The 21,430-nt window shown below is 33.0% G+C and carries 21 protein-coding genes and 1 tRNA gene; 9 read left to right on the top strand and 13 right to left on the bottom strand.

Annotation, left to right across the window (positions count from 1 at the left end; translation table 11 throughout):
* Nucleotides 1-23 precede the first annotated feature (23 nt).
* From ABGB03_RS14435 to ABGB03_RS14420, 4 genes are all read left to right on the top strand, one after another.
* Nucleotides 24-1,013: an aspartate-semialdehyde dehydrogenase gene (locus ABGB03_RS14435; RefSeq protein ID WP_347923304.1), complete on the top strand. Its 990-nt coding sequence runs from the start codon at nucleotides 24-26 to the stop codon at nucleotides 1,011-1,013.
* Nucleotides 1,014-1,140: 127 nt separating this feature from the next.
* Nucleotides 1,141-2,235 carry a hypothetical protein gene (locus ABGB03_RS14430; RefSeq protein WP_347923303.1) on the top strand — a complete coding sequence of 365 codons (1,095 nt, stop codon included), beginning with the start codon at nucleotides 1,141-1,143 and terminating at the stop codon, nucleotides 2,233-2,235.
* 23 nt (nucleotides 2,236-2,258) lie between these two features.
* Nucleotides 2,259-4,322, top strand: a complete 2,064-nt coding sequence (locus ABGB03_RS14425) for an FG-GAP-like repeat-containing protein (RefSeq protein ID WP_347923301.1) — start codon at nucleotides 2,259-2,261, stop codon at nucleotides 4,320-4,322.
* 80 nt (nucleotides 4,323-4,402) lie between these two features.
* Entirely contained in the window at nucleotides 4,403-5,320 is a 918-nt protein-coding gene (locus ABGB03_RS14420) for an ABC transporter ATP-binding protein (RefSeq protein WP_347923299.1), read from the top strand.
* Here ABGB03_RS14420 and ABGB03_RS14415 read toward each other — a convergent pair whose 3' ends face one another.
* The 8 genes from ABGB03_RS14415 to pdxA form a co-directional block, all read right to left on the bottom strand.
* Nucleotides 5,321-5,770, bottom strand: coding sequence for a 3-oxoacyl-ACP synthase (locus ABGB03_RS14415; protein WP_347923297.1), 450 nt, complete (start codon nucleotides 5,768-5,770; stop codon nucleotides 5,321-5,323).
* Entirely contained in the window at nucleotides 5,767-6,909 is a 1,143-nt protein-coding gene (locus ABGB03_RS14410) for a saccharopine dehydrogenase C-terminal domain-containing protein (RefSeq protein ID WP_347923292.1), read from the bottom strand. Before ABGB03_RS14410 ends, ABGB03_RS14415 begins: the two co-directional genes overlap by 4 nt.
* Before the next feature lie 190 nt (nucleotides 6,910-7,099).
* Nucleotides 7,100-8,452 carry an acetyl-CoA carboxylase biotin carboxylase subunit gene (accC, locus tag ABGB03_RS14405; protein ID WP_347923291.1) on the bottom strand — a complete coding sequence of 451 codons (1,353 nt, stop codon included), beginning with the start codon at nucleotides 8,450-8,452 and terminating at the stop codon, nucleotides 7,100-7,102.
* A 96-nt stretch (nucleotides 8,453-8,548) separates the two neighbouring features.
* Entirely contained in the window at nucleotides 8,549-9,025 is a 477-nt protein-coding gene (gene accB, locus ABGB03_RS14400; RefSeq protein ID WP_347923289.1) for an acetyl-CoA carboxylase biotin carboxyl carrier protein, read from the bottom strand.
* 30 nt (nucleotides 9,026-9,055) lie between these two features.
* The gene (locus ABGB03_RS14395; RefSeq protein ID WP_347923287.1) at nucleotides 9,056-10,051 is read right to left on the bottom strand and encodes a beta-ketoacyl-ACP synthase III; all 996 of its coding nucleotides are present in this window, start codon (nucleotides 10,049-10,051) and stop codon (nucleotides 9,056-9,058) included.
* A gap of 180 nt (nucleotides 10,052-10,231) precedes the next feature.
* Nucleotides 10,232-10,432 (bottom strand): 50S ribosomal protein L32, encoded by a 201-nt coding sequence (gene rpmF, locus ABGB03_RS14390; RefSeq protein ID WP_167607365.1) that lies wholly within the window; start codon nucleotides 10,430-10,432, stop codon nucleotides 10,232-10,234.
* 9 nt (nucleotides 10,433-10,441) lie between these two features.
* Nucleotides 10,442-10,981: a DUF177 domain-containing protein gene (locus tag ABGB03_RS14385; RefSeq protein ID WP_347923285.1), complete on the bottom strand. Its 540-nt coding sequence runs from the start codon at nucleotides 10,979-10,981 to the stop codon at nucleotides 10,442-10,444.
* Between the two features lie 73 nt (nucleotides 10,982-11,054).
* Nucleotides 11,055-12,101, bottom strand: a complete 1,047-nt coding sequence (gene pdxA / locus ABGB03_RS14380; protein WP_347923283.1) for a 4-hydroxythreonine-4-phosphate dehydrogenase PdxA — start codon at nucleotides 12,099-12,101, stop codon at nucleotides 11,055-11,057.
* Between the two features lie 62 nt (nucleotides 12,102-12,163).
* Here pdxA and ABGB03_RS14375 point away from each other — a divergent pair, with 62 nt between their 5' ends.
* Entirely contained in the window at nucleotides 12,164-12,748 is a 585-nt protein-coding gene (locus ABGB03_RS14375; protein ID WP_347923281.1) for a riboflavin synthase, read from the top strand.
* Between the two features lie 26 nt (nucleotides 12,749-12,774).
* Nucleotides 12,775-12,897 (top strand): hypothetical protein, encoded by a 123-nt coding sequence (locus tag ABGB03_RS14370; RefSeq protein ID WP_347923279.1) that lies wholly within the window; start codon nucleotides 12,775-12,777, stop codon nucleotides 12,895-12,897.
* A gap of 416 nt (nucleotides 12,898-13,313) precedes the next feature.
* On the opposite strand, the gene ABGB03_RS14365 is transcribed toward ABGB03_RS14370, so the two are convergent.
* Both ABGB03_RS14365 and mce read right to left on the bottom strand, forming a co-directional pair.
* A tRNA-Ile gene (locus ABGB03_RS14365) sits at nucleotides 13,314-13,387 on the bottom strand.
* A 47-nt stretch (nucleotides 13,388-13,434) separates the two neighbouring features.
* The gene (gene mce / locus ABGB03_RS14360; RefSeq protein WP_347926424.1) at nucleotides 13,435-13,845 is read right to left on the bottom strand and encodes a methylmalonyl-CoA epimerase; all 411 of its coding nucleotides are present in this window, start codon (nucleotides 13,843-13,845) and stop codon (nucleotides 13,435-13,437) included.
* A gap of 71 nt (nucleotides 13,846-13,916) precedes the next feature.
* On the opposite strand from mce, the gene rbfA reads away from it, so the two are divergent.
* Complete coding sequence (gene rbfA / locus ABGB03_RS14355) at nucleotides 13,917-14,309, top strand: 30S ribosome-binding factor RbfA (protein WP_347923277.1); 393 nt, start codon at nucleotides 13,917-13,919, stop codon at nucleotides 14,307-14,309.
* Nucleotides 14,310-15,512, top strand: coding sequence for an FtsX-like permease family protein (locus ABGB03_RS14350; RefSeq protein WP_347923275.1), 1,203 nt, complete (start codon nucleotides 14,310-14,312; stop codon nucleotides 15,510-15,512).
* Here ABGB03_RS14350 and dusB read toward each other — a convergent pair.
* Together dusB and ABGB03_RS14340 are read right to left on the bottom strand one after the other, a co-directional pair.
* Entirely contained in the window at nucleotides 15,509-16,501 is a 993-nt protein-coding gene (dusB, locus tag ABGB03_RS14345) for a tRNA dihydrouridine synthase DusB (RefSeq protein ID WP_347923273.1), read from the bottom strand. The genes ABGB03_RS14350 and dusB overlap by 4 nt on opposite strands.
* A 2-nt stretch (nucleotides 16,502-16,503) precedes the next feature.
* Nucleotides 16,504-17,730, bottom strand: a complete 1,227-nt coding sequence (locus ABGB03_RS14340) for a M20/M25/M40 family metallo-hydrolase (RefSeq protein ID WP_347923271.1) — start codon at nucleotides 17,728-17,730, stop codon at nucleotides 16,504-16,506.
* Between the two features lie 58 nt (nucleotides 17,731-17,788).
* Here ABGB03_RS14340 and ABGB03_RS14335 point away from each other — a divergent pair, with 58 nt between their 5' ends.
* Complete coding sequence (locus tag ABGB03_RS14335; protein ID WP_347923269.1) at nucleotides 17,789-18,898, top strand: hypothetical protein; 1,110 nt, start codon at nucleotides 17,789-17,791, stop codon at nucleotides 18,896-18,898.
* Between the two features lie 4 nt (nucleotides 18,899-18,902).
* On the opposite strand, the gene ABGB03_RS14330 is transcribed toward ABGB03_RS14335, so the two are convergent.
* The gene (locus ABGB03_RS14330; protein WP_347923267.1) at nucleotides 18,903-21,293 is read right to left on the bottom strand and encodes an outer membrane beta-barrel family protein; all 2,391 of its coding nucleotides are present in this window, start codon (nucleotides 21,291-21,293) and stop codon (nucleotides 18,903-18,905) included.
* Nucleotides 21,294-21,430 lie beyond the last annotated feature (137 nt).

The following is a 21,430-nucleotide window of genomic DNA, read 5'->3' as shown; positions in this document are numbered from 1 at the left end:
TTGCTTTTCAAAATTTAAATTAGATGAAAGTAGCTATTGTTGGCGCTACCGGAATGGTAGGCAATGTTATGTTAAAAGTTCTTGAAGAACGTAATTTTCCTATATCGGAATTAATACCTGTAGCCTCAGAAAGAAGCATTGGAAAAAGTATTGAGTATAAAGGGACTTCCTATAAAATTGTTAGTATTAGTGATGCTATTTCCATGAAGCCAGATATCGCTTTATTTTCTGCTGGAGGAGATACATCTTTACAGTGGGCTCCAAAATTTGCTGAGGCAGGAACGACGGTTATTGATAATTCTTCTGCCTTTAGAATGGATCAAGACAAGAAATTAGTGGTTCCTGAAATTAATGCTCAAGCTCTTACAAAGCAAGATAAAATTATTGCAAATCCTAACTGTTCGACCATTCAATTAGTTCTCGCTTTAGCTCCATTGCACAAAAAATACAAAATGAAGCGTGTAGTTGTATCGACCTATCAGTCAGTTTCTGGAACAGGTGTGAAAGCAGTACAACAACTTGAAAATGAAATAAACGGTATTGATGGAGAAATGGCGTACCCTTACCCAATTGGAAGAAATGCATTACCACATTGCGATGTTTTTCTAGAAAATGGTTATACAAAAGAGGAAATGAAACTAGCCAGAGAGCCACAAAAAATATTAGACGATAGAACTTTTTCTGTAACTGCTACTGCAGTAAGAATTCCTACAGCTGGAGGGCATTCTGAGTCGGTAAATGTTCAATTTGAAAACGACTTTAACTTGCAAGATGTACGTGAATTATTAGCGAAAACTGAAGGCGTCATTGTGCAAGATAATCCAAGTGCAAATATCTATCCAATGCCAATTTTAGCACATGGAAAAGATGATGTTTTTGTTGGCAGAATTAGAAGGGACGAAACACAGCCTAATACATTAAATATGTGGATTGTTTCAGATAATTTACGCAAAGGAGCAGCTACTAATGCTGTTCAGATTGCAGAGTACTTACACGCAAACAGACTATTCTAGCTTAAGCCCTGTTGTTTATAGGAAAAAACTGCCTTTCAACATATTGTATGGAATTTTTGGCATTATAACTAATTAATTACTAGCGGCTTTCCCTTTTAATTAAATTAGCTATCCAAATTTTCTATAAATGACAAAAAAATACTCCTGTTTAATAGGGCTTTTGCTATTTGTATTTTCTTGTACATCGTGTTCGGAAGAGGATAGTTATGTACAAGTTGAACCTGCACCCACATCTCCCGTTTCTCTAAACTTAGAGAATGTTCCTTATTCAACACTTTCAGAATACAATTTTTTTGAAGGTAAAATGTCTGATTTAAAACCTGTTTATGGTGTTCTACCGTACAAAATTACAAGTGGGTTATTTATAGACTATGCAAAAGCACAAACATTTGTCTGGATGCCAAAAGGCTCTAAAGCAAATTATGTTAACGACCATAGTGTATTAGATTTTCCTGATGGAGCCGTTTTAATTACCAGTCATTATTTTGAAAATGTCTTACCAGAGAAGAACAGAAAAATGATTGAAACTCGCCTTATTATAAAAAAAGAAGGAGAATGGATTTTAGTTAATTATAAGTGGAATGATGAGCAATCTGAAGCATTTTACACAACTGAAGGCAGTTTTGTTAATGTTAAAATTGAAGACAATAATGAAACAAAAGCTGTTAACTATAAAATACCATCATATAATGAGTGTTTCACTTGTCATAACAAATATGATGAAATATTGCCTATTGGTCCAAAACCCCAGAACATAAATGAAGACCTTCTTTTTAAAGATGGGATTAAGAATCAATTAAAAAAATGGGCGGAATTTGGATATTTAAACACCTCAAATATTCCTTCTGAAATAGTTTCGGTAGTTGATTGGGCAGACATATCACAACCTTTAGACTTAAGAGTTAGGTCATACCTAGATATTAATTGTGCACACTGCCATACAGATAAAGGCTACTGCGAATATGCGCCAATGAGATTTTCTTTTAAAGACACCTACGATTTTGTAAATATGGGTGTTGACGTTGAACACAATTTTGAACTCGAAGAAGGCTTATCCCATATTGTGGCTCCAGGAAAACCAAAAGAATCAGCTTTGCTATTTAGGCTTAAATCAACCTTAGACGAATATAAAATGCCAATTATGGGAAGAAACCTTCAACATAAAGAAGGTGTTCAGCTTATAGAGCAATGGATTAACTCATTAGAAAACACGAATCAATAAAATATTATAATATCCCAATCATTATGAAAACAAAATTACTCTTTTTAATCATTTGCATAGCGCCTTTTGCTATTAAGGCTCAAAGTAGTTCAAATACTTGTGCAACAGCTGATAGCGCAACTCATATAACAAGCGCGGGAACCTACTCAATAACCTCTTTTGATGGTACTGCACCAGTTCCAGGTTGTTCTCCTGGTAGCATTGCTAGTAATGGTGAGTGGTTTGCTTATACACCAACTAACGATTATCAAGTTGAAATTTCTTCAGATATTGCCGGAAATGACGGAAAGGATACTAAAGTTCAGGTATATGATGGAACTTGTGGCTCTTTAAATTGTATAATTGGTAATGATGACTATGATAACTATACTGTTTATGCTCGTTTATCTAATGTTAAATTTACCGTTCAGGCAAACACAACATATTATATTGCTTGGGATAACAGGTATGATTCTTCTTCTTTTGATTTTACACTAACTGAAGCGCCTGTATTAGCTATTAGTTTTAATGAGCAAGTAAGATCTGGCGGAGGAACTTTAAGGGGTGCTGTAGATATGAACAATGATGGATTAGATGATATTGTATCCATCGTTGCTAAAAATGTAAATGATAGTAATGTTTATGATATAAATATTCAAGAACAAGTACCAGGCGGAGGATTTACAGGTCATGATTACCCAGTTTCGGCACCCTATAGTGCTTCATGGAGCTTAGCTGCTGGTGACTATAATGGTGATGGATACAATGATCTTGTTTGGGGAAATGGTTCTGGAGTAAATATTATAAAAGCAACTAATAGTGGAACCGATTATGCCATTGTAGAAACCAAAAGCGGCATTTTTACACAGCGTACAAACTTTGTGGATATTAATGAGGATGGTCGTTTAGATGTTTTTATCTGTCACGATATAGCGCCAAACATTTATTATATGAATGAAACCAGTGGTTTAGAATTCTATCAAGGTGCAGATGCAAATGGAGTTCCTGAAGGTTTAGGTATTTATCCATCTGGTGGCAACTATGGTTCTGTTTGGGTAGATTACGACAATGATGGCGATATTGATATGTTTTTGGCAAAATGTGGTGGTGGAGAAGAGAGACGAAAAAACCAATTATTTAGAAATAACGGAAATGGCTCTTATACCGAAGTTGCTGTAGCTGCAAATTTAGCTGATCCTATTCAAACTTGGTCTGGAGCTTGGGGAGATTATGATAATGATGGTGACATGGATGTTTTTATTGGTGGCTATAGTGGAGCATCACATAAAATGATGCGTAATAATGGTGATGGTACATTTACTGATGTTACTGCAACAACAAATTTAGGATTCTTCACTTACACAGGTATTGATAATGCTCCTGTGGACTTTAATAACGATGGGTTTATAGATATTCTCTCTAACGGAAATGTTTTACTAAACGATGGCAACTCTACTAATATGTCATTTACTGCATATACTTCAGGAATGCCACCTCAAGGTGCTATTGGTGATTTAAATGATGATGGGTTTATGGATGTAACAAGTGGTTCTAAAATATATTATAACAATGGAAACCTTAATAATTACTTTAAAATAAAGTTAGTAGGAAATGGTCTAAACAAGGCTGGAATTGGAGCACGAATAGAAATTACTACTAGTTCTGGAACTCAAATACGTGATGTTAGAAGTGGAGAAGGGTTTAGATATATGAATAGTTTAACGACGCATTTTGGTCTCGGTACTGATACTAATATTACATCTGTTAAAGTATATTGGCCCTCTAATACCGTAGATATTATTAATAATGTTAGCGTAAATCAATCTATTACTTTGGCTGAAGGATCTACTCTAAGTACTCAAACTGAGACTTTCGCTGAAGATCTAACGTTGTTTCCAAACCCAGCGAAAAGCACATTATATGTTCGTACTAAATATAACTTAAGCGATGCGATTTATACCGTTTTTGATATTTCAGGAAAGCGTGTTTTAAATAGTAAGTTTGGAAAAGATAACACTGTTAATGTGTCATCTTTAAGCACTGGAACTTATTTCCTTAGAGTCATGCAAGATGGATTGTCTCATACTCAAAAATTTATTAAAGAATAATATATTTATTGAACTTTTATATTAAAGCCATCTAAGTTAGATGGCTTTTTTTATACTATTTTTACCTCTAAATACATTTAATGCTTCAGGTTCAAAACATTTCCTTTGGATATCATAAAAATATAGTTGTAAAAAACATTAATTTCTCTGCGCTGCCAGGTGAAAACATATCAATTATTGGAGAAAGTGGCTCTGGTAAAAGTACGTTGTTAAAACTGATACATGGAGAATATGATTTAGGTAAAGGTAGCATCTACTGGAAAGATGAGCCCATTTTAGGCCCTAGCCACAACTTAGTTGTTGGCTACCCTTTTATGAAATATGTCACTCAAGAGTTTGATTTAATGCCTTTCATAACGGTAAAAGAAAATATTGGAAAATTCTTGTCAAACTTTTATCCAGAAGAAAAACAAGAACGAATCAACACTCTTATTGATATTGTAGAATTAAAAGAGTTCGCAAATGTAAAAGTTCAATATTTAAGTGGTGGACAAAAACAGCGTGTAGCATTGGCAAGAGCTATTGCTTTAAAACCAGAAATTATTTTATTAGACGAGCCCTTTAGTCATATAGATAATTTTAAAAAACAATCTTTACGACGCAATCTATTCAAGCACTTAAAAGAAAATAATATTACATGTATTGTTGCCACTCATGATAAGAATGATGTATTACCATTCTCCGATAAAATGATTGTGCTTCATAAAGGAGAGCTTATTGCTAATGATACACCTAAAGAGCTTTACAGTAATCCTCCTTTGCCTTTAGTTGCCTCTTTTTTTGGTGAATTTAATACCATAGAGCCTTATGGTATTTTGTATGCACATCAACTAGAAGTTGTCAATAATTCTAAAATAAAAGCTACTGTAAAACATAATTATTATAATGGAGATTATTATTTAATTGAAGCATTATTGAATGATAAGTCCATTTTTTTTGAAACTTCTCACGAGCTTAAAATAGATCAAGAGATTTCCCTTAAAATTACTAATAGGTAGTTATTCTATTTTTTTAATTTCAATACTATTTCTGTTAAAATTAATACTATCTCCTGCTGTTTTACCGATAAGCAATTTACCAATAGGTGTATTAGCCGAAATCGCATAAAAAGATTCATGATCAACTACTAAATTTCCTGCACTTATTGAAATGAAATAATTCAATTGGTTGGTATATACTAAAGAACCTAGTGTAACAATAGTAGATTTTTTATCAAGACTTACTTTCGATAAAACCATTTTTGTTTTATTTATTTCAGCTAATTGTTGACCAGCTTTTTCTCTCTCAAGCTGCAACATGGCTCTTCCAGTTTCATGTTTGTCTCCAGCGCTACTTTTGGTTTCCGACTGAAGTGCATTTTGTAATTCTTCTATGCTTTTTTGAATTGTTTGAAATCTATTCTCAATAAAAGCTTCACAAGATCGATATAGCTTTTGCTTCAAATTCATTCTAACAGTCTAGATGTTTTTTTATATACAACACCTCGTTCTTTTAAATAGTTTAAGAAATAGTTAAAACACACTTCATTTTTTCCAATTAACTCTGGTGGAAAAACACCTTTCTCGCTAAACAATCCTTCTAAGAATAGATTTGCTGCAGCTGTGGCAGTATAACCTGTACTTCTAGACATAGATGAGGTTTGCGTATCTGGACAATACTCATCATAAAGATTATACACAACCTCTTCTATTTTCCCATTCTCGTTTTCGCCTTTAACTGTTACACGCATAACCGTAAGTTCTTCTTCAGTTTCTCCAAGTTTCCACTCGTTAAATAATACTTTACTTGTAAAATCTAATGGTGATACTTTATTGCCATTAACTTCAATAACTTCTTCACTAAAAAAGCCGCTTTCCTTAAGTACTTTAATATACTCCACATGTCCTGGATAACGTAAGGTTTTTTCTTTCATATTAGGAATATGAGACATGGTATAAATTATCGACCTCAACCCATCTGAATTAAAAGATTCTAATGTTCCAATGTTATCAAATTCTAAATATTCGCAATCCGTTAACGCCTCTCTTGTAATAACTTGGCTGTTTTCTACATAACGAGCTGGTCTTGTATATTCCTCAATAACATCTACTGGAGAAAATGGTGCTTTATAACAAAATGGCCATTTTTTAATTTTTGGTAAGCCTCCAACTAAGCACTCAAAATCTGTGAGCTTCATTTTTTCATTATAATACCCAAGAATAACGTTATCCATTCCTGGAGCTACTCCACAATCTACAATTGCAGTAACATTCTTTTCTTTAGCTAAAGCATCTAATTCCAAAGAGTTTTCAGGGAAAAAAGAAATATCTATAACATTCTTTTCTGCTTCAATAATAGCTTTAAGTGTTTCAAACCCAAGAAATCCAGGAACTGCGCAAATTACCAAATCAAAATCTTTAATCATTGATTTAAGGGTTTGCTTATCAGTTACATCTAATAATAAAAAATCAAGATCTGTAGATTTTTGTTTTACCTTTTCTAAAGCATGTACATTAACATCTGTTAAGGTAACCTTGTGTGTTTTTGCTATATCTATAGCCATGGCACTGCCCACCATACCAGCGCCTAATACAATAATATTATTCATTAAAAGAAATTTAAAAGTTGAAAAAAGAATTTAAAGTTTGAAGTAAACGAAAAAGGAAGCTAAAGCCCCGGAATTAATACCCAAGGCATCTCGTTTGTTTTTAATTTTCTTTTTTTAGTCATGAGATAAATGTACAACTTAAAAATAAGCCATAAAAAAACTCCGAAATTAATTTCGGAGTTTTTTTTACTTAATCTTTATACTGCTCATCCATTTTAAAATCTTCCATGAATTTAGTGGTATAATTTCCTGCTAAATAATCTGGATGATCCATTAATTGTCTATGGAATGGAATTGTAGTCTTTATACCTTCAATTACAAATTCGTCTAAAGCACGCTTCATTTTGTTTATTGCTTCTTCACGGGTTTGAGCTGTTGTAATTAACTTAGCTATCATCGAATCGTAATTTGGCGGTATTGAATATCCTGCATATACGTGAGTGTCTAAGCGGACTCCATGACCACCTGGAGAATGCAGTGTTGTGATTTTTCCTGGTGACGGTCTAAAATCATTAAAAGGATCTTCTGCATTAATCCTACATTCGATTGAATGTAAATTAGGCGTATAATGTTTCCCAGAAATTGGCACACCTGCAGCAACCAATATTTGTTCACGAATCAAATCGAAATCAATTACCTGTTCGGTAATTGGGTGCTCTACTTGAATACGTGTATTCATTTCCATAAAATAGAAATTTCTATGCTTATCCACTAGAAACTCAACGGTTCCTGCTCCTTCGTATTTAATGTATTCTGCTGCTTTTACTGCTGCTTCTCCCATTTTTTTACGCAAAGCATTAGTCATAAATGGAGAAGGTACTTCTTCTGTTAATTTTTGATGACGTCGTTGAATCGAGCAGTCTCTTTCTGATAAATGACAAGCTACTCCTCTAGAGTCTCCAACAATTTGAATTTCAATATGTCTAGGCTCTTCAATGAGCTTTTCCATATACATATCATCATTACCAAAAGCTGCTTTAGACTCTTGCCTTGCAGACTCCCAAGCTTCTTTCAAGTTTTCTGGTTTCCATACAGCACGCATCCCTTTTCCACCACCACCAGCAGACGCTTTAAGCATTACAGGATATCCTGTTTCTTCAGCTGTTTTAATACATTCTTCAAAAGTTTCTATAACACCTTCGCTTCCAGGAACACATGGTACTCCAGCAGCTTTCATAGTCGCTTTTGCATTTGCTTTGTCTCCCATTCTATCAATCATTTCAGGAGATGCACCAATGAATTTAATATCATGTTCACCACAAATTTTTGAAAACTTAGCATTTTCAGATAAGAATCCATATCCAGGGTGTATTGCATCGGCATTAGTAATCTCTGCAGCAGCAATAATATTAGACATTTTTAAATAAGACTCGCTACTTGGTGCAGGACCAATACAAACAGCTTCATCTGCAAACTTTACGTGAAGACTTTCGGCATCAGCTGTAGAATATACTGCAACTGTTTTAATTCCCATTTCTTTACAGGTTCTAATAACACGTAGTGCTATTTCCCCTCTATTGGCTACTAATATTTTTTTAAACATCTTTTTCGAATTAGATAATTAGACAATTGGATTATTCGATTATTCGATTATTAGAATAGCATACATCTAACAATCAAGGGATCTAATAATCTAAAATTAAGATGGGTCAACCAAAAATAATGGTTGGTCAAATTCTACTGGAGAAGAATCATCAACTAATATTTTTACTATTTTACCTGAAACTTCAGACTCTATCTCATTGAATAGTTTCATTGCCTCAATAATGCAAAGTACATCCCCTTCAGCGATAGTTTGTCCTACCTCAACAAATAATGGTTTATCTGGTGAAGGTTTTCTATAGAAAGTTCCTATGATTGGTGATTTAATTGTAATATATTTTGAGTTATCTTCTGTTGCTACAGCTTGTGGAGCATCTTGTACAGGTGCCGAAGTTGCAGCTGGAGCAATGGCTTGCGTCATTTGCGCTTGAACTGGAACTTGCTGTAATATTGTGGTTTCAGAATCTGATCCTGTTTTAATGGTAATTTTAATATCATCCATTTCAAGTTTAACCTCACTTGCACCTGATTTGGCAACAAACTTGATTAGGTTTTGAATCTCTTTTAAATCCATAATTTAGCTATTTTAGTTTAGTTAGTGTTGTTAAGAATTATATGCCCATTTCAAATAAATGGAACCCCAAGTAAATCCGCCTCCAAAGGCAGCAAAAATTATATTATCTCCTTTTTTAAGTTGCGATTCGTAGTCGTGTAATAATAACGGAAGCGTAGCTGATGTAGTATTGCCATACTTCTCAATATTCATCATTACTTTATCTTTGTCTAGTTCTATTCTATTGGCAGTAGCATCAATAATACGTTTATTAGCTTGATGAGCAGCTAACCATGCAATATCATCTTTTATTAGGTTATTGCGTTCTAATATTTTTACTGCTACATCTGCCATATTAAATACAGCATTTTTAAATACCGTTTTTCCATCTTGAAACACATAGTGTTTCCCATCATTAAAAGCTTCTTGAGTTATAGGATATGACGAACCTCCATATGTTGCCTGCAAAAACTCTCTTCCCGAGCCATCACTTCTAAGGTATTCGTCTTGAAGTCCTAAATTTTCTTCATTCGGTTCAAATAATACAGCTCCTGCTCCATCACCAAAAATGATGCAAGTAGCTCTATCTTCATAATTAATAAATGATGAATTTTTATCTGCGCCTATTAGTAATACATTTTTATATCTTCCTGATTCAATATATTTAGCGGCTGTCGACATTCCAAATAAAAAACTTGAGCAGGCTGCTTCTAAATCAAAAGAAAAGGCATTTATGGCTCCAATTTGTGTGGCTGTATAAGCAGCTGTGGATGCTGCCTTCATATCGGGAGTTGCAGTTGCAACTATTACAAGTTCTATATCTTTTGGATCAATTCCTTTTTTGCTTATTAAATCTTCTGCTGCTTTAATAGCTAAAAAAGAAGTTCCTTTACCTTCATCTTTAAGGATTCTTCGCTCCTTAATTCCTGTTCTAGTTGTAATCCATTCATCATTTGTATCAACCATTGTTTCCAATATTTGGTTGGTTAATACATATTCTGGCACGTATGCGCCAACAGCTGTAATTGCTGCTGTGATCTTACTCATAGTTATAGTTTAGTTTTGAACAAAAAATCACAAAATTGACGTAAAACGTCAAAAAAGTGATGAAAAATACCACTTTTTGAACAAATAATGCTGCAAAATAGGTGTTTTTGACTTCAAAAAAAATTTATCATAAAAAAAACGCTCACAAGTGAGCGCTTAATTATTTTGTGTGCATATTGCTTATGCTATATTTTCCTCTTGAGAATTATCTACTAATACCTGACCTCTGTAATAAAGTTTTCCCTCATGCCAATGAGCTCTATGGTATAAGTGCGCCTCTCCTGTAGTAGGACACGTAGCAATTTGTGGTACAGTTGCCTTGTAATGTGTTCTTCTCTTATCTCTTCTTGTTTTCGAGATTTTTCTTTTAGGATGTGCCATTTTCTATAATTATTTATCCGTTAATAGTTTTTTTAATGTATTCCAACGAGGATCAATATCCTCATTTTCTGTTTTTTCATCTAAGCTTTTTGGGCTTAATTCTTCAAGTTTATTGAGTATTTCTGAATTTAAAGTCCCATCTATTACTCCTGGATGAACTCTTTTAAATGGTACCGATAACACAATTAATTCATATATATATTGCGAAATATCAACTTCATATTCGGAATGAGGTATAATTAAAATCTCCTCATTTTCATCATTGTATTCATTCCCAAACTTTACAACCAAATTAAAATCATTTTCAATAACTTGGTCGAAAGGTTCGTTTGTTAAATCACAGTTTATATTAACTGTTCCTGACACTATAAAATGCAATTCTAAAAGAGTGGTTTTTTTATTTAAAACAACTTTTACATCAAGATTTGCATCATTAAACTCGTCGTACTCAAAATGGTTAAAGAACTTATTTTCAATTTTATACTCGAAATTATGTTCTCCTTGTTTTAATCCTATAAATTGAATTATAAACTCTTTCAGTTTCTTCATCTTCACATTTATTTCGAGCGTGCAAATATATAAAATTATATTTACCTATTTAGGGTTATAAACATTTTTTTGTTTATATCTTTTGTCTTTGCTTTTTTAATGGGTTGCTACTAATTTTTTTGAACTCTTGACGATTCTTAAAAATTTGAATCCCAGCATATAATGCTTCTTTAAAAGAACTATTATCTGCTTCTCCTTTTCCTGCTATTTCATAGGCTGTTCCATGGTCTGGAGAAGTCCGAACACCACTTAGCCCTGCTGTAAAATTTACGCCTTGTCCAAAAGACAGGGTTTTAAAAGGAATAAGCCCTTGATCGTGGTATGCGGCAATGATTGCGTCAAAATTCTTATAACTATTTGAACCAAAAAAACTATCAGCCGAATATGGACCAAAGACTAATTTTCCTGTTTTGCGTATATCTATTAATGTTGGCTTTAAAATATCATCGTCTTCTGTTCCAATAACACCATTATCTCCAGTATGAGGGTTAATGCCTAAAACCGCTATTTTAGGTTTCCTTATTCCAAAGTCTATTTTTAATGTTTTACTAATTGTCTCAATTTTTGAAGTGATTAGTTCTTTGGTGATTTTTGATGAAACTTGACTAACAGGAACGTGATCTGTGAGAAGGCCTACTTTTAAATCGTCTGTAACCATAAACATAAGCCCTTCTCCTGCTAGTTCTTTAGATAAGTAATCTGTATGTCCTGGAAAGTTGAAAGATTCTGATTGAATATTGTGTTTATTTATTGGAGCAGTAACCAATACATCTATTTTTTTTTCTTTTAAATCATTTGTAGCTGCTTTAAAAGATTTAATAGCATACTCACCTATCTTCATATCTTCACCGCCAAAATTAATAGCAACATTTTCCTTCCATACATTTAAAACATTTATTTTTCCATGTATAGCTTGTTCAGGTTTATGAATACTATTAAAATTTATACCACTTTTAAAATGATTTTTTAAAAACGCTATTGTTTTAATAGATGCATAAATAATAGGTGTGCAAAAATCAAGAATTCTATCATCCTCAAAAGTTTTAAGAATAATTTCGCCACCAATCCCATTAAGATCTCCTATGGATATACCTACTAAAATTTTTTCCTCGCTTCTCATTAGTAATGATGACTTTTGTTTGTAATTTTGATGGTACAAATTTAACTAAATAAAACCGTTATATGTTTACTGGTATTATAGAAGATCTTGGAATAGTTAGAGACTTGATAAAAGATAAAGAAAATATTGATATCACTATTAAAAGTAATATAACCCATGAGCTAAAAATCGACCAAAGTGTCGCTCATAATGGTGTTTGTTTAACTGTTGTAAATTTAAACGATGATGAATATACTGTAACTGCGATTAAAGAAACAATCGATAAGTCTAACATTGGAGCCTTAAAAATTAATGATAAAGTAAATCTTGAAAGGGCTATGAAACTTGGTGATAGGCTAGATGGTCATATTGTTCAAGGACATGTAGATCAAATCGCAACATGTACAAAAGCAATAGAACTTAACGGAAGTTGGGAATATACTTTTAAATATGACTCTTCATTAGGAAATCTTACTATTGAAAAAGGTTCGATAACAATTAATGGAGTAAGTCTTACGGTTATTGACTCTAAAAAAGATACATTTAGTGTTGCAATAATCCCTTATACTTACAAGCATACAAATTTTAATAACCTTAAAAAAGGCTCTATTGTTAACTTAGAATTTGATGTAATAGGAAAGTATGTAAGTAAGCTTCAAAAAATGTGAACTCTTAACTCTTAGGTTTTGATTTAATGAAATTGAGGCACTTAATTACTCCATATAAAAGAGCCAAAACAAAAACAAAAATAATTGCATCATCTATAGGTAACCCTGGGGGTGGAGGTCCTGAAGGAGGCGGGGGTGGAGGTCCTTGATAGGCATATGTTGCATTAACAAAAACAAATAAGATTTGGGCAATTTTCATATTGTTTTTTGAATCATTTTGATGTAAATGTATGAAAAAAAGCCAGTTATCAAAAAAAACTACACACAAAAAACATCTATGAAGCGTTAAAAAACAACGACAAAATGTATACTCTTAGTACTCTTGACAACGACTAATTAATTATTTTTTTGAAAGAATTAATTACACTATATAACTCTTTCATTATCCCTTTATTATGCTAAAATAAAGTTTTGTGTGTATTTTCTACAAGTTTTTTAACTTTATTTATATACTTCAGTAAAAAATCACAATACTTCATACTCAGCGATTAATAGTTTATACAACTATTTTGACTTTTGTAAAAAAGAAAAGCCTAACATCTCTGTGAGGCTTAATTTTAAAAAGTGGTCCCACTTGGGCTCGAACCAAGGACCCTCTGATTATGAGTCAGATGCTCTAACCAACTGAGCTATGGGACCAAATTAGGCTGCAATATTACTACTTATTTTATTTCTCCGCAAGTAAATTATTCTTTATTAATGCGCTCTTGGCATAGCTCGATGAGTACTCCATTAGTTGATTTTGGATGTAAAAAAGCTACTAACTTATTATCTGCTCCTTTCTTTGGTTTTTCATTTAAAACAACAAAACCCTCCTTTTTTAGTCGTTTAATTTCTTGTTCTATATCGTCAACATCAAACGCTATATGATGAATACCTTCACCCTTTTTATCTATAAACTTTGCAATAGGGCTATTTTTGTTAGTAGCCTCCAAAAGCTCAATTTTATTCTCTCCTACTTTAAAGAAAGACGTTTTTACACCTTCACTTTCTACTGATTCTGTTTTATAATGTGGTTCTCCAAAAAGTTTTTCAAATAACTCATTGGAAGTTTCAATATTTTTAACCGCAATACCTATATGTTCAATTTTATTCATCATAATGCAAATTTAATTTAAAACACTAACGTTTTAAAGCTTTAACAATTGAAATGTATTATTTTTGCCATATGGAAAGTAATAGACAAAAAAAAATAGCTTCAGTTTTACAACGAGATTTGGTAGATGTACTTCAAAATGCAGCGACTCAAGGTGGTATGAAAGGTGTAATCATTTCGGTAACAAAGGTTAATGTAACAGTCGATCTTTCTATTGCTAAAGTGTATTTAAGTATTTTTCCAATTGATAAAGGTTCTGAGTTGTTGGAAGGTATAAAATCTAATGCTTCTTTAATTAAGCATGAATTAGCACAGCGTACTAAACATCAGTTAAGACGTATGCCTCAGCTCGCTTTTTTTATTGATGATTCTTTACAATATATAGACCAAATTGATCGTTCTTTAAAGGGCTTAGACAATCCATTGGATGATCCAGATTTATTAGAAAAAAGAAAGAAAAAATAGTTGAGCTTCCCTTTTTATATCGCAAAACGTTATCTGCTTTCAAAAAGCAGTAATAATGCTATTAATTTTATTACAATAATTGCAGCTGTTGGTGTAATTATAGGCAGCGCTTCTTTGTTTATTGTGCTTTCTGGTTTTGCTGGTTTAAAAGATTTTAGTGTTCAATTTACCTCTTTTATAGACCCCGATTTAAAGGCAATTCCAAAACAAGGAAAATCATTTATTTTTTCCGAAGATTTAAAAAATAAAATAAACAATATTCAGGGTATAGCTTCTTACTCTAAAATTATAGAAGAACGTGCTGTATTAAATTTTCAAGATAAAAATCTCATTGTAACCCTAAAAGGCGTTGATGAACATTATCCACAATCCACAATAGATTCTCTTAGTATTGTTGGTCAGTGGTTTGAACGAGGAACAGACCAAATAGTTGCTGGCTCAGGAGTTTCTAACAACTTGTCTTTTGGTGTTTTTGATTACGGCAAAACTATAAAAGTTTCCGTTCCCAAGCCTGGTAAAGGATTGCCTTCTTCTGTTAATTCAATTTTTAAATCGGTTAATGTTGTGAATTCTGGAATTTTTGTGGTTAATGAAGACCTTGACAATTCTATGGTTTATGCTAATTTAGAAACTGCACAGTACTTACTTAACTACAATCAAAATCAGGTAAGTGGTATTGAATTTTTACTTAAAGATATCGAGAATATTGAGGCTGTACAAGAAGAACTTGAGCGTACTTTGGAAGGCGCTTTTGTGCTTAAAACTAGAGAGCAACTTAACGATGCGCTATACAAAATGCTAAATACCGAAAATCTCGCTGTTTATTTAATTTTTACGCTGGTATTGATTATTGCTCTTTTTAATGTTATTGGTTCCATAATTATGATGATTCTAGACAAAAAAAAGAACCTTAATACCCTGTATAATGTTGGTGCTACGGTAAAAGATATTAGAAAAATCTTCTTTTTACAAGGAAGCTTAATGAGTGTTTTGGGTGGAACTATTGGCTTGTTTTTAGGCTATCTTGTTGTAGTGTTACAGCAACAGTTTTCACTTCTTATGATAACCGCTAATTTCCCTTATCCTGTAAGCATACATTTAGAAAACATTTTTATTGTATTTATTACCATAACTATTTTAGGAGTCTTGGCTTCAAAATTAGCTTCTTCTAGAATTACAAAACGATTAATTGTTGAGGCTTAAACAAACTGAAAATCCGAGAACTTATCTTCAACTTCGTCAAAAACAGCAAAGACATCTTTTGCATCATCGCTAGTTACCATTTTCATTCGGTATTCTTTAAAATGTGGAATCCCTTTAAAATAATTTGTATAATGTCTTCTGGTTTCAAAAACACCTAATTTTTCGCCTTTCCAGTCTATTGCCATTTGTAAGTGTCTGCGAGCTGCTTCCACTCGTTCAGATAATGAAACTGATGGCAAATGCTCTCCCGTTTCAAAAAAGTGTTTTACTTGTTTAAAAAACCAAGGATTTCCTATGCTTGCACGACCAATCATTGCACCATCCAAACCAAAACTGTCTCGCATCAGCATAGCTTTTTCTGGCGAATCTACATTGCCATTTCCAAATACAGGAATATGCATTCTAGGATTATTTTTGACCTCAGCAATTGGTTTCCAATCGGCTTCGCCTTTATACATTTGTGCTCTTGTTCTACCGTGAATTGCTATGGCTTTACAGCCAACATCCTGAAGTCTTTCGGCTACCTCAACAATTTTTATGGAATCATGATCCCATCCCAAACGTGTTTTAACAGTTACAGGTAAATTGGTGCGTTTTACCATTTCGGCAGTGAGTTGCTCCATTAAGCAAATATCTTTTAAGATTCCAGCTCCAGCGCCTTTGCTTACCACTTTTTTTACTGGACAACCAAAGTTGATGTCTATAATATCTGGATTGGATTTTTCAACAATATCAATGGTCTGCAACATACTTTCCATATTGGCACCAAAAATTTGGATGCCTACAGGACGCTCTTTTTCATAGATGTCGAGTTTCATGACACTTTTAGCTGCGTTACGAATAAGCCCTTCGCTAGATACAAACTCTGTATACACTACATCCGCTCCTTGCTCTTTGCACAATGCACGAAACGGAGGGTCGCTTACGTCTTCCATTGGTGCTAACAACAATGGGAAATCCGAAAGTTCAATGTCTCCTATTTTTACCAATACTAAAACTTTATTTCAGCAGTCGCTTCCTTACCATCTCGCTTGTAGGTAACCTTAGTCGTGTTTCCTGCTTCAAATACAGATAAAGCCCTCATATAACTCATCATGTCTGTAATAGTGCTGTCACCTAGCTTTACTATAACATCGCCTTTTTTAAGTCCAGCTGTTATCGCTGGTTTATCTTCAGATACTCCATCTATGCGCATACCTTCACCATCATATAAATAATCAGGCACAACACCTAAACCTACTTTAAACCTTGGTGTTTCCTCACTTTCATTCTTGGTTTTCCTAAAGGCTAATTTTCCATTATCGTCTAAATCTGTAATAATATCAAAAATGTATTCTGATATTAAATTCATTCCGTCATAATTCAACTTCTCCGAATCATCTCCAGGTTTATGATAATCTTCATGTTGTCCTGTAAAAAAGTGTAACACAGGAATATCAACTAAATAAAACGATGTGTGATCTGAAGGACCAACACCAGATTCGTTTTCAATAATTTTAAAATCTTTATTGCTTGAACTAATAACTTGCTTAAAGTAAGGTGACGTACCAACACCATAAACAGCCAATGTACTATCTGCTTTTAAACGACCAACCATATCCATATTAAACATGTAGTTAATAGAATCTGTTGGTATCGTTGCGTTTTTTGCAAAGTAATTAGAGCCTAAAAGCCCCATTTCTTCGCCTGAAAATGCCATAAACAAATAGTTGTTATTTGTGTTTGTTTCCTTAAGCTTGCTAACTAAGTTTAGCATAACAGCAACACCACTTGCATTGTCATCTGCGCCATTATGTATGGCTTTTTCTTCTGATCTATCTAAAGAACCTTCTCCTCCGTAACCTAAGTGATCATAATGCGCGCCTATAACTACGGTTTGTGACGCATTATTATCAATAAATCCTAAAACATTTCTTCCAGTAATACTGCCATCTTCATTTACCGTTGTAAATTTTGCTTCGGAGTGTGGGTCCGTTTTTGGAGTAAACGTAAAGTCTTGAAAATACCCATTTGTGCCTTTACCCTCAAGCCCTAAATCTTTAAAACGCTTTGCAATATAATCTGCAGCTGCTTTCTCTCCATTTGTACCTGTACCTCGTCCTTCTAATTTATCATCGGCTAAAAAAGCTACGTCTTCTTTAATTTTATTTTCTGGTGTGTATTCTTTCTTGCATCCTATTAACGATAAAAAAAGAACCAATAGCAATATTTTTTTCATATTATAAATCTTATTTTAGCGCAAAATTAGACATTAATTGCCATTTATATAAAGAATTATGAAAAAAACCTATGCGCTTATTATCCTTCTAGGGCTAGTTATAATATCATGTAAATCTGAAAAGAAAGGAAGTTCATCAGATGCTGAATCTGGTGCAACAAAACAATGGGTAGATTCTTTAATATATCCTGAAGAAGTTCACTTTAAATCCATTCGTCAAGTAACCTTTGGAGGTGATAATGCTGAGGCTTATTGGAGTTTTGATGATAAGCAAATTGTTTTTCAGTCTAATAACAAGAATTGGGATGTTGAATGTGACCAAATGTTTTTGATGAATGCTGATGAAACTTTTGATAAGATTGTTCCACCAATGGTAAGTACTGGTTTAGGAAGAACAACTTGCGCGTATTTTTTACCAGATAACAAACATTTTGTTTATGGATCAACACATTTAGGTGGTAATGAGTGCCCTCCAGCTGCTTTACGTAGAGAAGGGAAATATATTTGGCCTATCTATGAAAGCTATGATATTTTTGTTTCGGATTTAGAAGGAAATATTACAGCCCAATTAACAAACGAACCTGGATATGATGCTGAAGCTACAGTATCTCCAAAGGGAGACAAAATAGTGTTTACATCTATGCGAACTGGTGATTTAGAGTTGTTCACCATGAATATTGACGGTACAGATGTGAAGCAAGTAACTCATGAATTAGGGTACGATGGTGGTGCATTTTTCTCACCAGATGGTACAAAATTAATTTTCCGTTCTTCTAGACCTAAAACTGAAGAAGAAATTAAAGAATATAAAGATTTATTGGCTGAAGGCTTAGTACAACCAACCGAAATGGAATTGTATATATGTAATGCTGATGGGAGTGATTTGCGTCAATTAACAAACCTAGGAAATGCCAATTGGAGTCCATTTTTTCACCCAAGTGGTGAGAAGATTTTATTCTCTTCTAACTTTGAGGCAGAAAGAGGGTTTCCTTTCAATTTATACATGATAGATCTTGATGGGAAAAACTTAAAACGTATTACTCATGGTGAAACATTTGATGCTTTTCCAGTGTTTTCTAATGATGGAAAAAAGTTAATCTTTTCTTCAAATAGAAACAATGGTGGTGGTCATGATACCAACTTGTTTATTGCTGAGTGGCAGGATTAAAAAATTAGTGATTATTACTAAGCCTTTCTCTTTCTTCTACTGAACTTGTGCGCTCGTTCGTTGAAAGTTTTGTGTTTCCAAACTTGTATCTAAAACCAAGCCTAATGTATCTGTTATCTAGATTCACATCGCTTGTGCTATTTTGGTCAGCAAACCTTGTAGTCCAATAAAAATCTTGTTGGTTAAACAAATCTGAAACCAATAATGATAAACTTCCTTTTCCTTTAAAAAGAGTTTTTCTAATTGAAAAGTCAGATGCAAGTCTAGAATTAATTACCTGTAACGCTTGAACATTTTTGTGAATATATGTTAGAGTGAAATTTGCAACTAAGCTATTGTCTTTTAAGAATGAAAAATCGTTTTGAAAAATGGTATAGTTTGACCATTTTCCTTTAGAAAATGTGTCCCCAGAAAATGTCGCGTTGTCTTGATATTTATAAAATGATGTGCCAAAGTAAGTGCTCCATTTTTGTGTGATGTTAAAATTTGCTTCAAAATCAAATCCAATTTCTTCAGTATAATTAATGTTTACTGATGTATACGCAAGTGTATTATTTATGTTGTCTTGAATTGGTAACTCAAAAATATTGTTCTTGTATTTTTTATAATAGGTTTCTATTACAAACATATTGTTTATAGAAAACCCTAATTTGTATTGGTCGGTGAAAAAAGGTTTTAACCCAGGGTTTCCAGTGACATAAGTGTTATCGTTTAAATAATACCTAAACGGATTTAAATAACTGTAATTAGGTCTTGAAATGCTTCGTTTATAATTAACATAGATGTTCAGTTTTTCAGAAGCTTGAAGTCCTAAATTTGCCGTTGGGAACCACTCTAAATAGTTTTGGTCATTATTTCCTGTTACCGATTCAGATTTTGCTTCAATATTGGTTTGCTCTACTCTAAGTCCAGTGCTTAAGGTCCATTTTTCCCAGCTTTCATCAAAGCTTATATAGCCAGCAAAAACTTTTTCATTATAATCAAACGCATCCGTTTTGTTTTGGTCTTTAACTGGCGAGCCATTTATTATATCGTAATGTTTTATTTCACTGCTAGTGGTTACATCACTAAATTTTGCACCAATCTCAAAGTTTGAAGTCTCGCTTATAGGTAAAGAATAATCTGCTTGTGATGTAAAAATTTCCGTGTCTTGATCTGATCGGGTTTTAAATGTATTATTATTGTCAAACGAGCCGTTCCTTAAAAAATAATCGGTAGTTACACCTTGTTTCCTTCTATAATCGTAATTGGTGTAATGTGAGTTAAACGACAATCTACTATTATTCTCGTACCTACGAACAAAATCTAAATTAAAGCCCATATTATGCTTAACATCTCTAGATATGTTGTTGGAAATAAAACGCGAAACATCATTTGGATTGTTTGGTAAAATATCTGTTTTACTGTAGGTTTTTCTTTTATAGTATGGGACAAACTGCATATTTGTAGCGGCACTTAATGTGGTTTTTTCATTAATGTCCCAATCAAAGTTAGCATTGGTATTGTGGGTTTCAGTCCAAGTATTTCTATCTATATTTGTATTCCAAAATTGGTTATTAGAAAAATCAATGGTTTCTTTATCGACACGATCAACTTTTCTTTTTCCATAATTATAGTTTGCAAAAAAACTAATGTTTTTACCTTTAAAATAATTGGTCATTCCATAACTGGTTTTGGGAAAAACACCCTGTGTTACATTACTAAATGCACTTCCGTTATAACCAGAAATCACATTTTTAGTCATTATAATATTTAAAACTACGCCACTTTCAGCATCATAACGTGCTGGAGGATTTGTAATAACCTCAACCGATTTAATATTAGAAGCGGATGTGCCTTGTAGCAACTCTACTATTTCACTTGACGAAATGTGTACTTTTCTATCATTAATATATACTGTTGGCTCCGATCCTTTTACTGTAATTGCATCGTTCATTACAATAACGCTCGGAGTGTTTCTCAAAACCTCCATTAAATTCCCTTCACTTAAGGCTGTTTTTTCAACATTAAATACCAATCTATCAACCTCGCGTTTAAGTGTTGGCTTTTTATAAACCAGTTCTATTTCAGATAACGCTTCAATAGATTCTTCTAGAACAAGTGCTGGGATTTGGGTATCTTGAGCAATAGTTATACTAGAATAATTATCAATGTAACTTATGAAACTCGCCTTTAAGATATAGGTGTTAGGCGCAATATTATTAAATATAAACTTTCCGTTATCGTCTGATGTTGTGCCAGAAACTATAGACGAGTCCTGCGATCTAAGAAGTAAAATGTTCGAATATGCAATTGGATAGTTTGATTTATCAATAATACTACCTGAAAGCGTAAATGTTTGAGACCAAATAGTTGTCGTGCTTAAAAAAAGTAATATTAAATAAAAAATCCTCATAATCCGTTTAATAGCTTTTGCATTTTCCAAACACAAACTTATAACAATAAATTGAAACGAAATTACGTCTTTACCGTAATCTTTAAACCTGTCTCTTATTGGTTTTGCAAAAATTATTTTGTGTATTTTTGCGGTCT

This window comes from Pontimicrobium sp. SW4 (assembly GCF_039954625.1).
Classification (GTDB): Bacteria; Bacteroidota; Bacteroidia; order Flavobacteriales; family Flavobacteriaceae; genus Pontimicrobium.
This window is presented reverse-complemented; position numbering and strand designations above follow the sequence as displayed.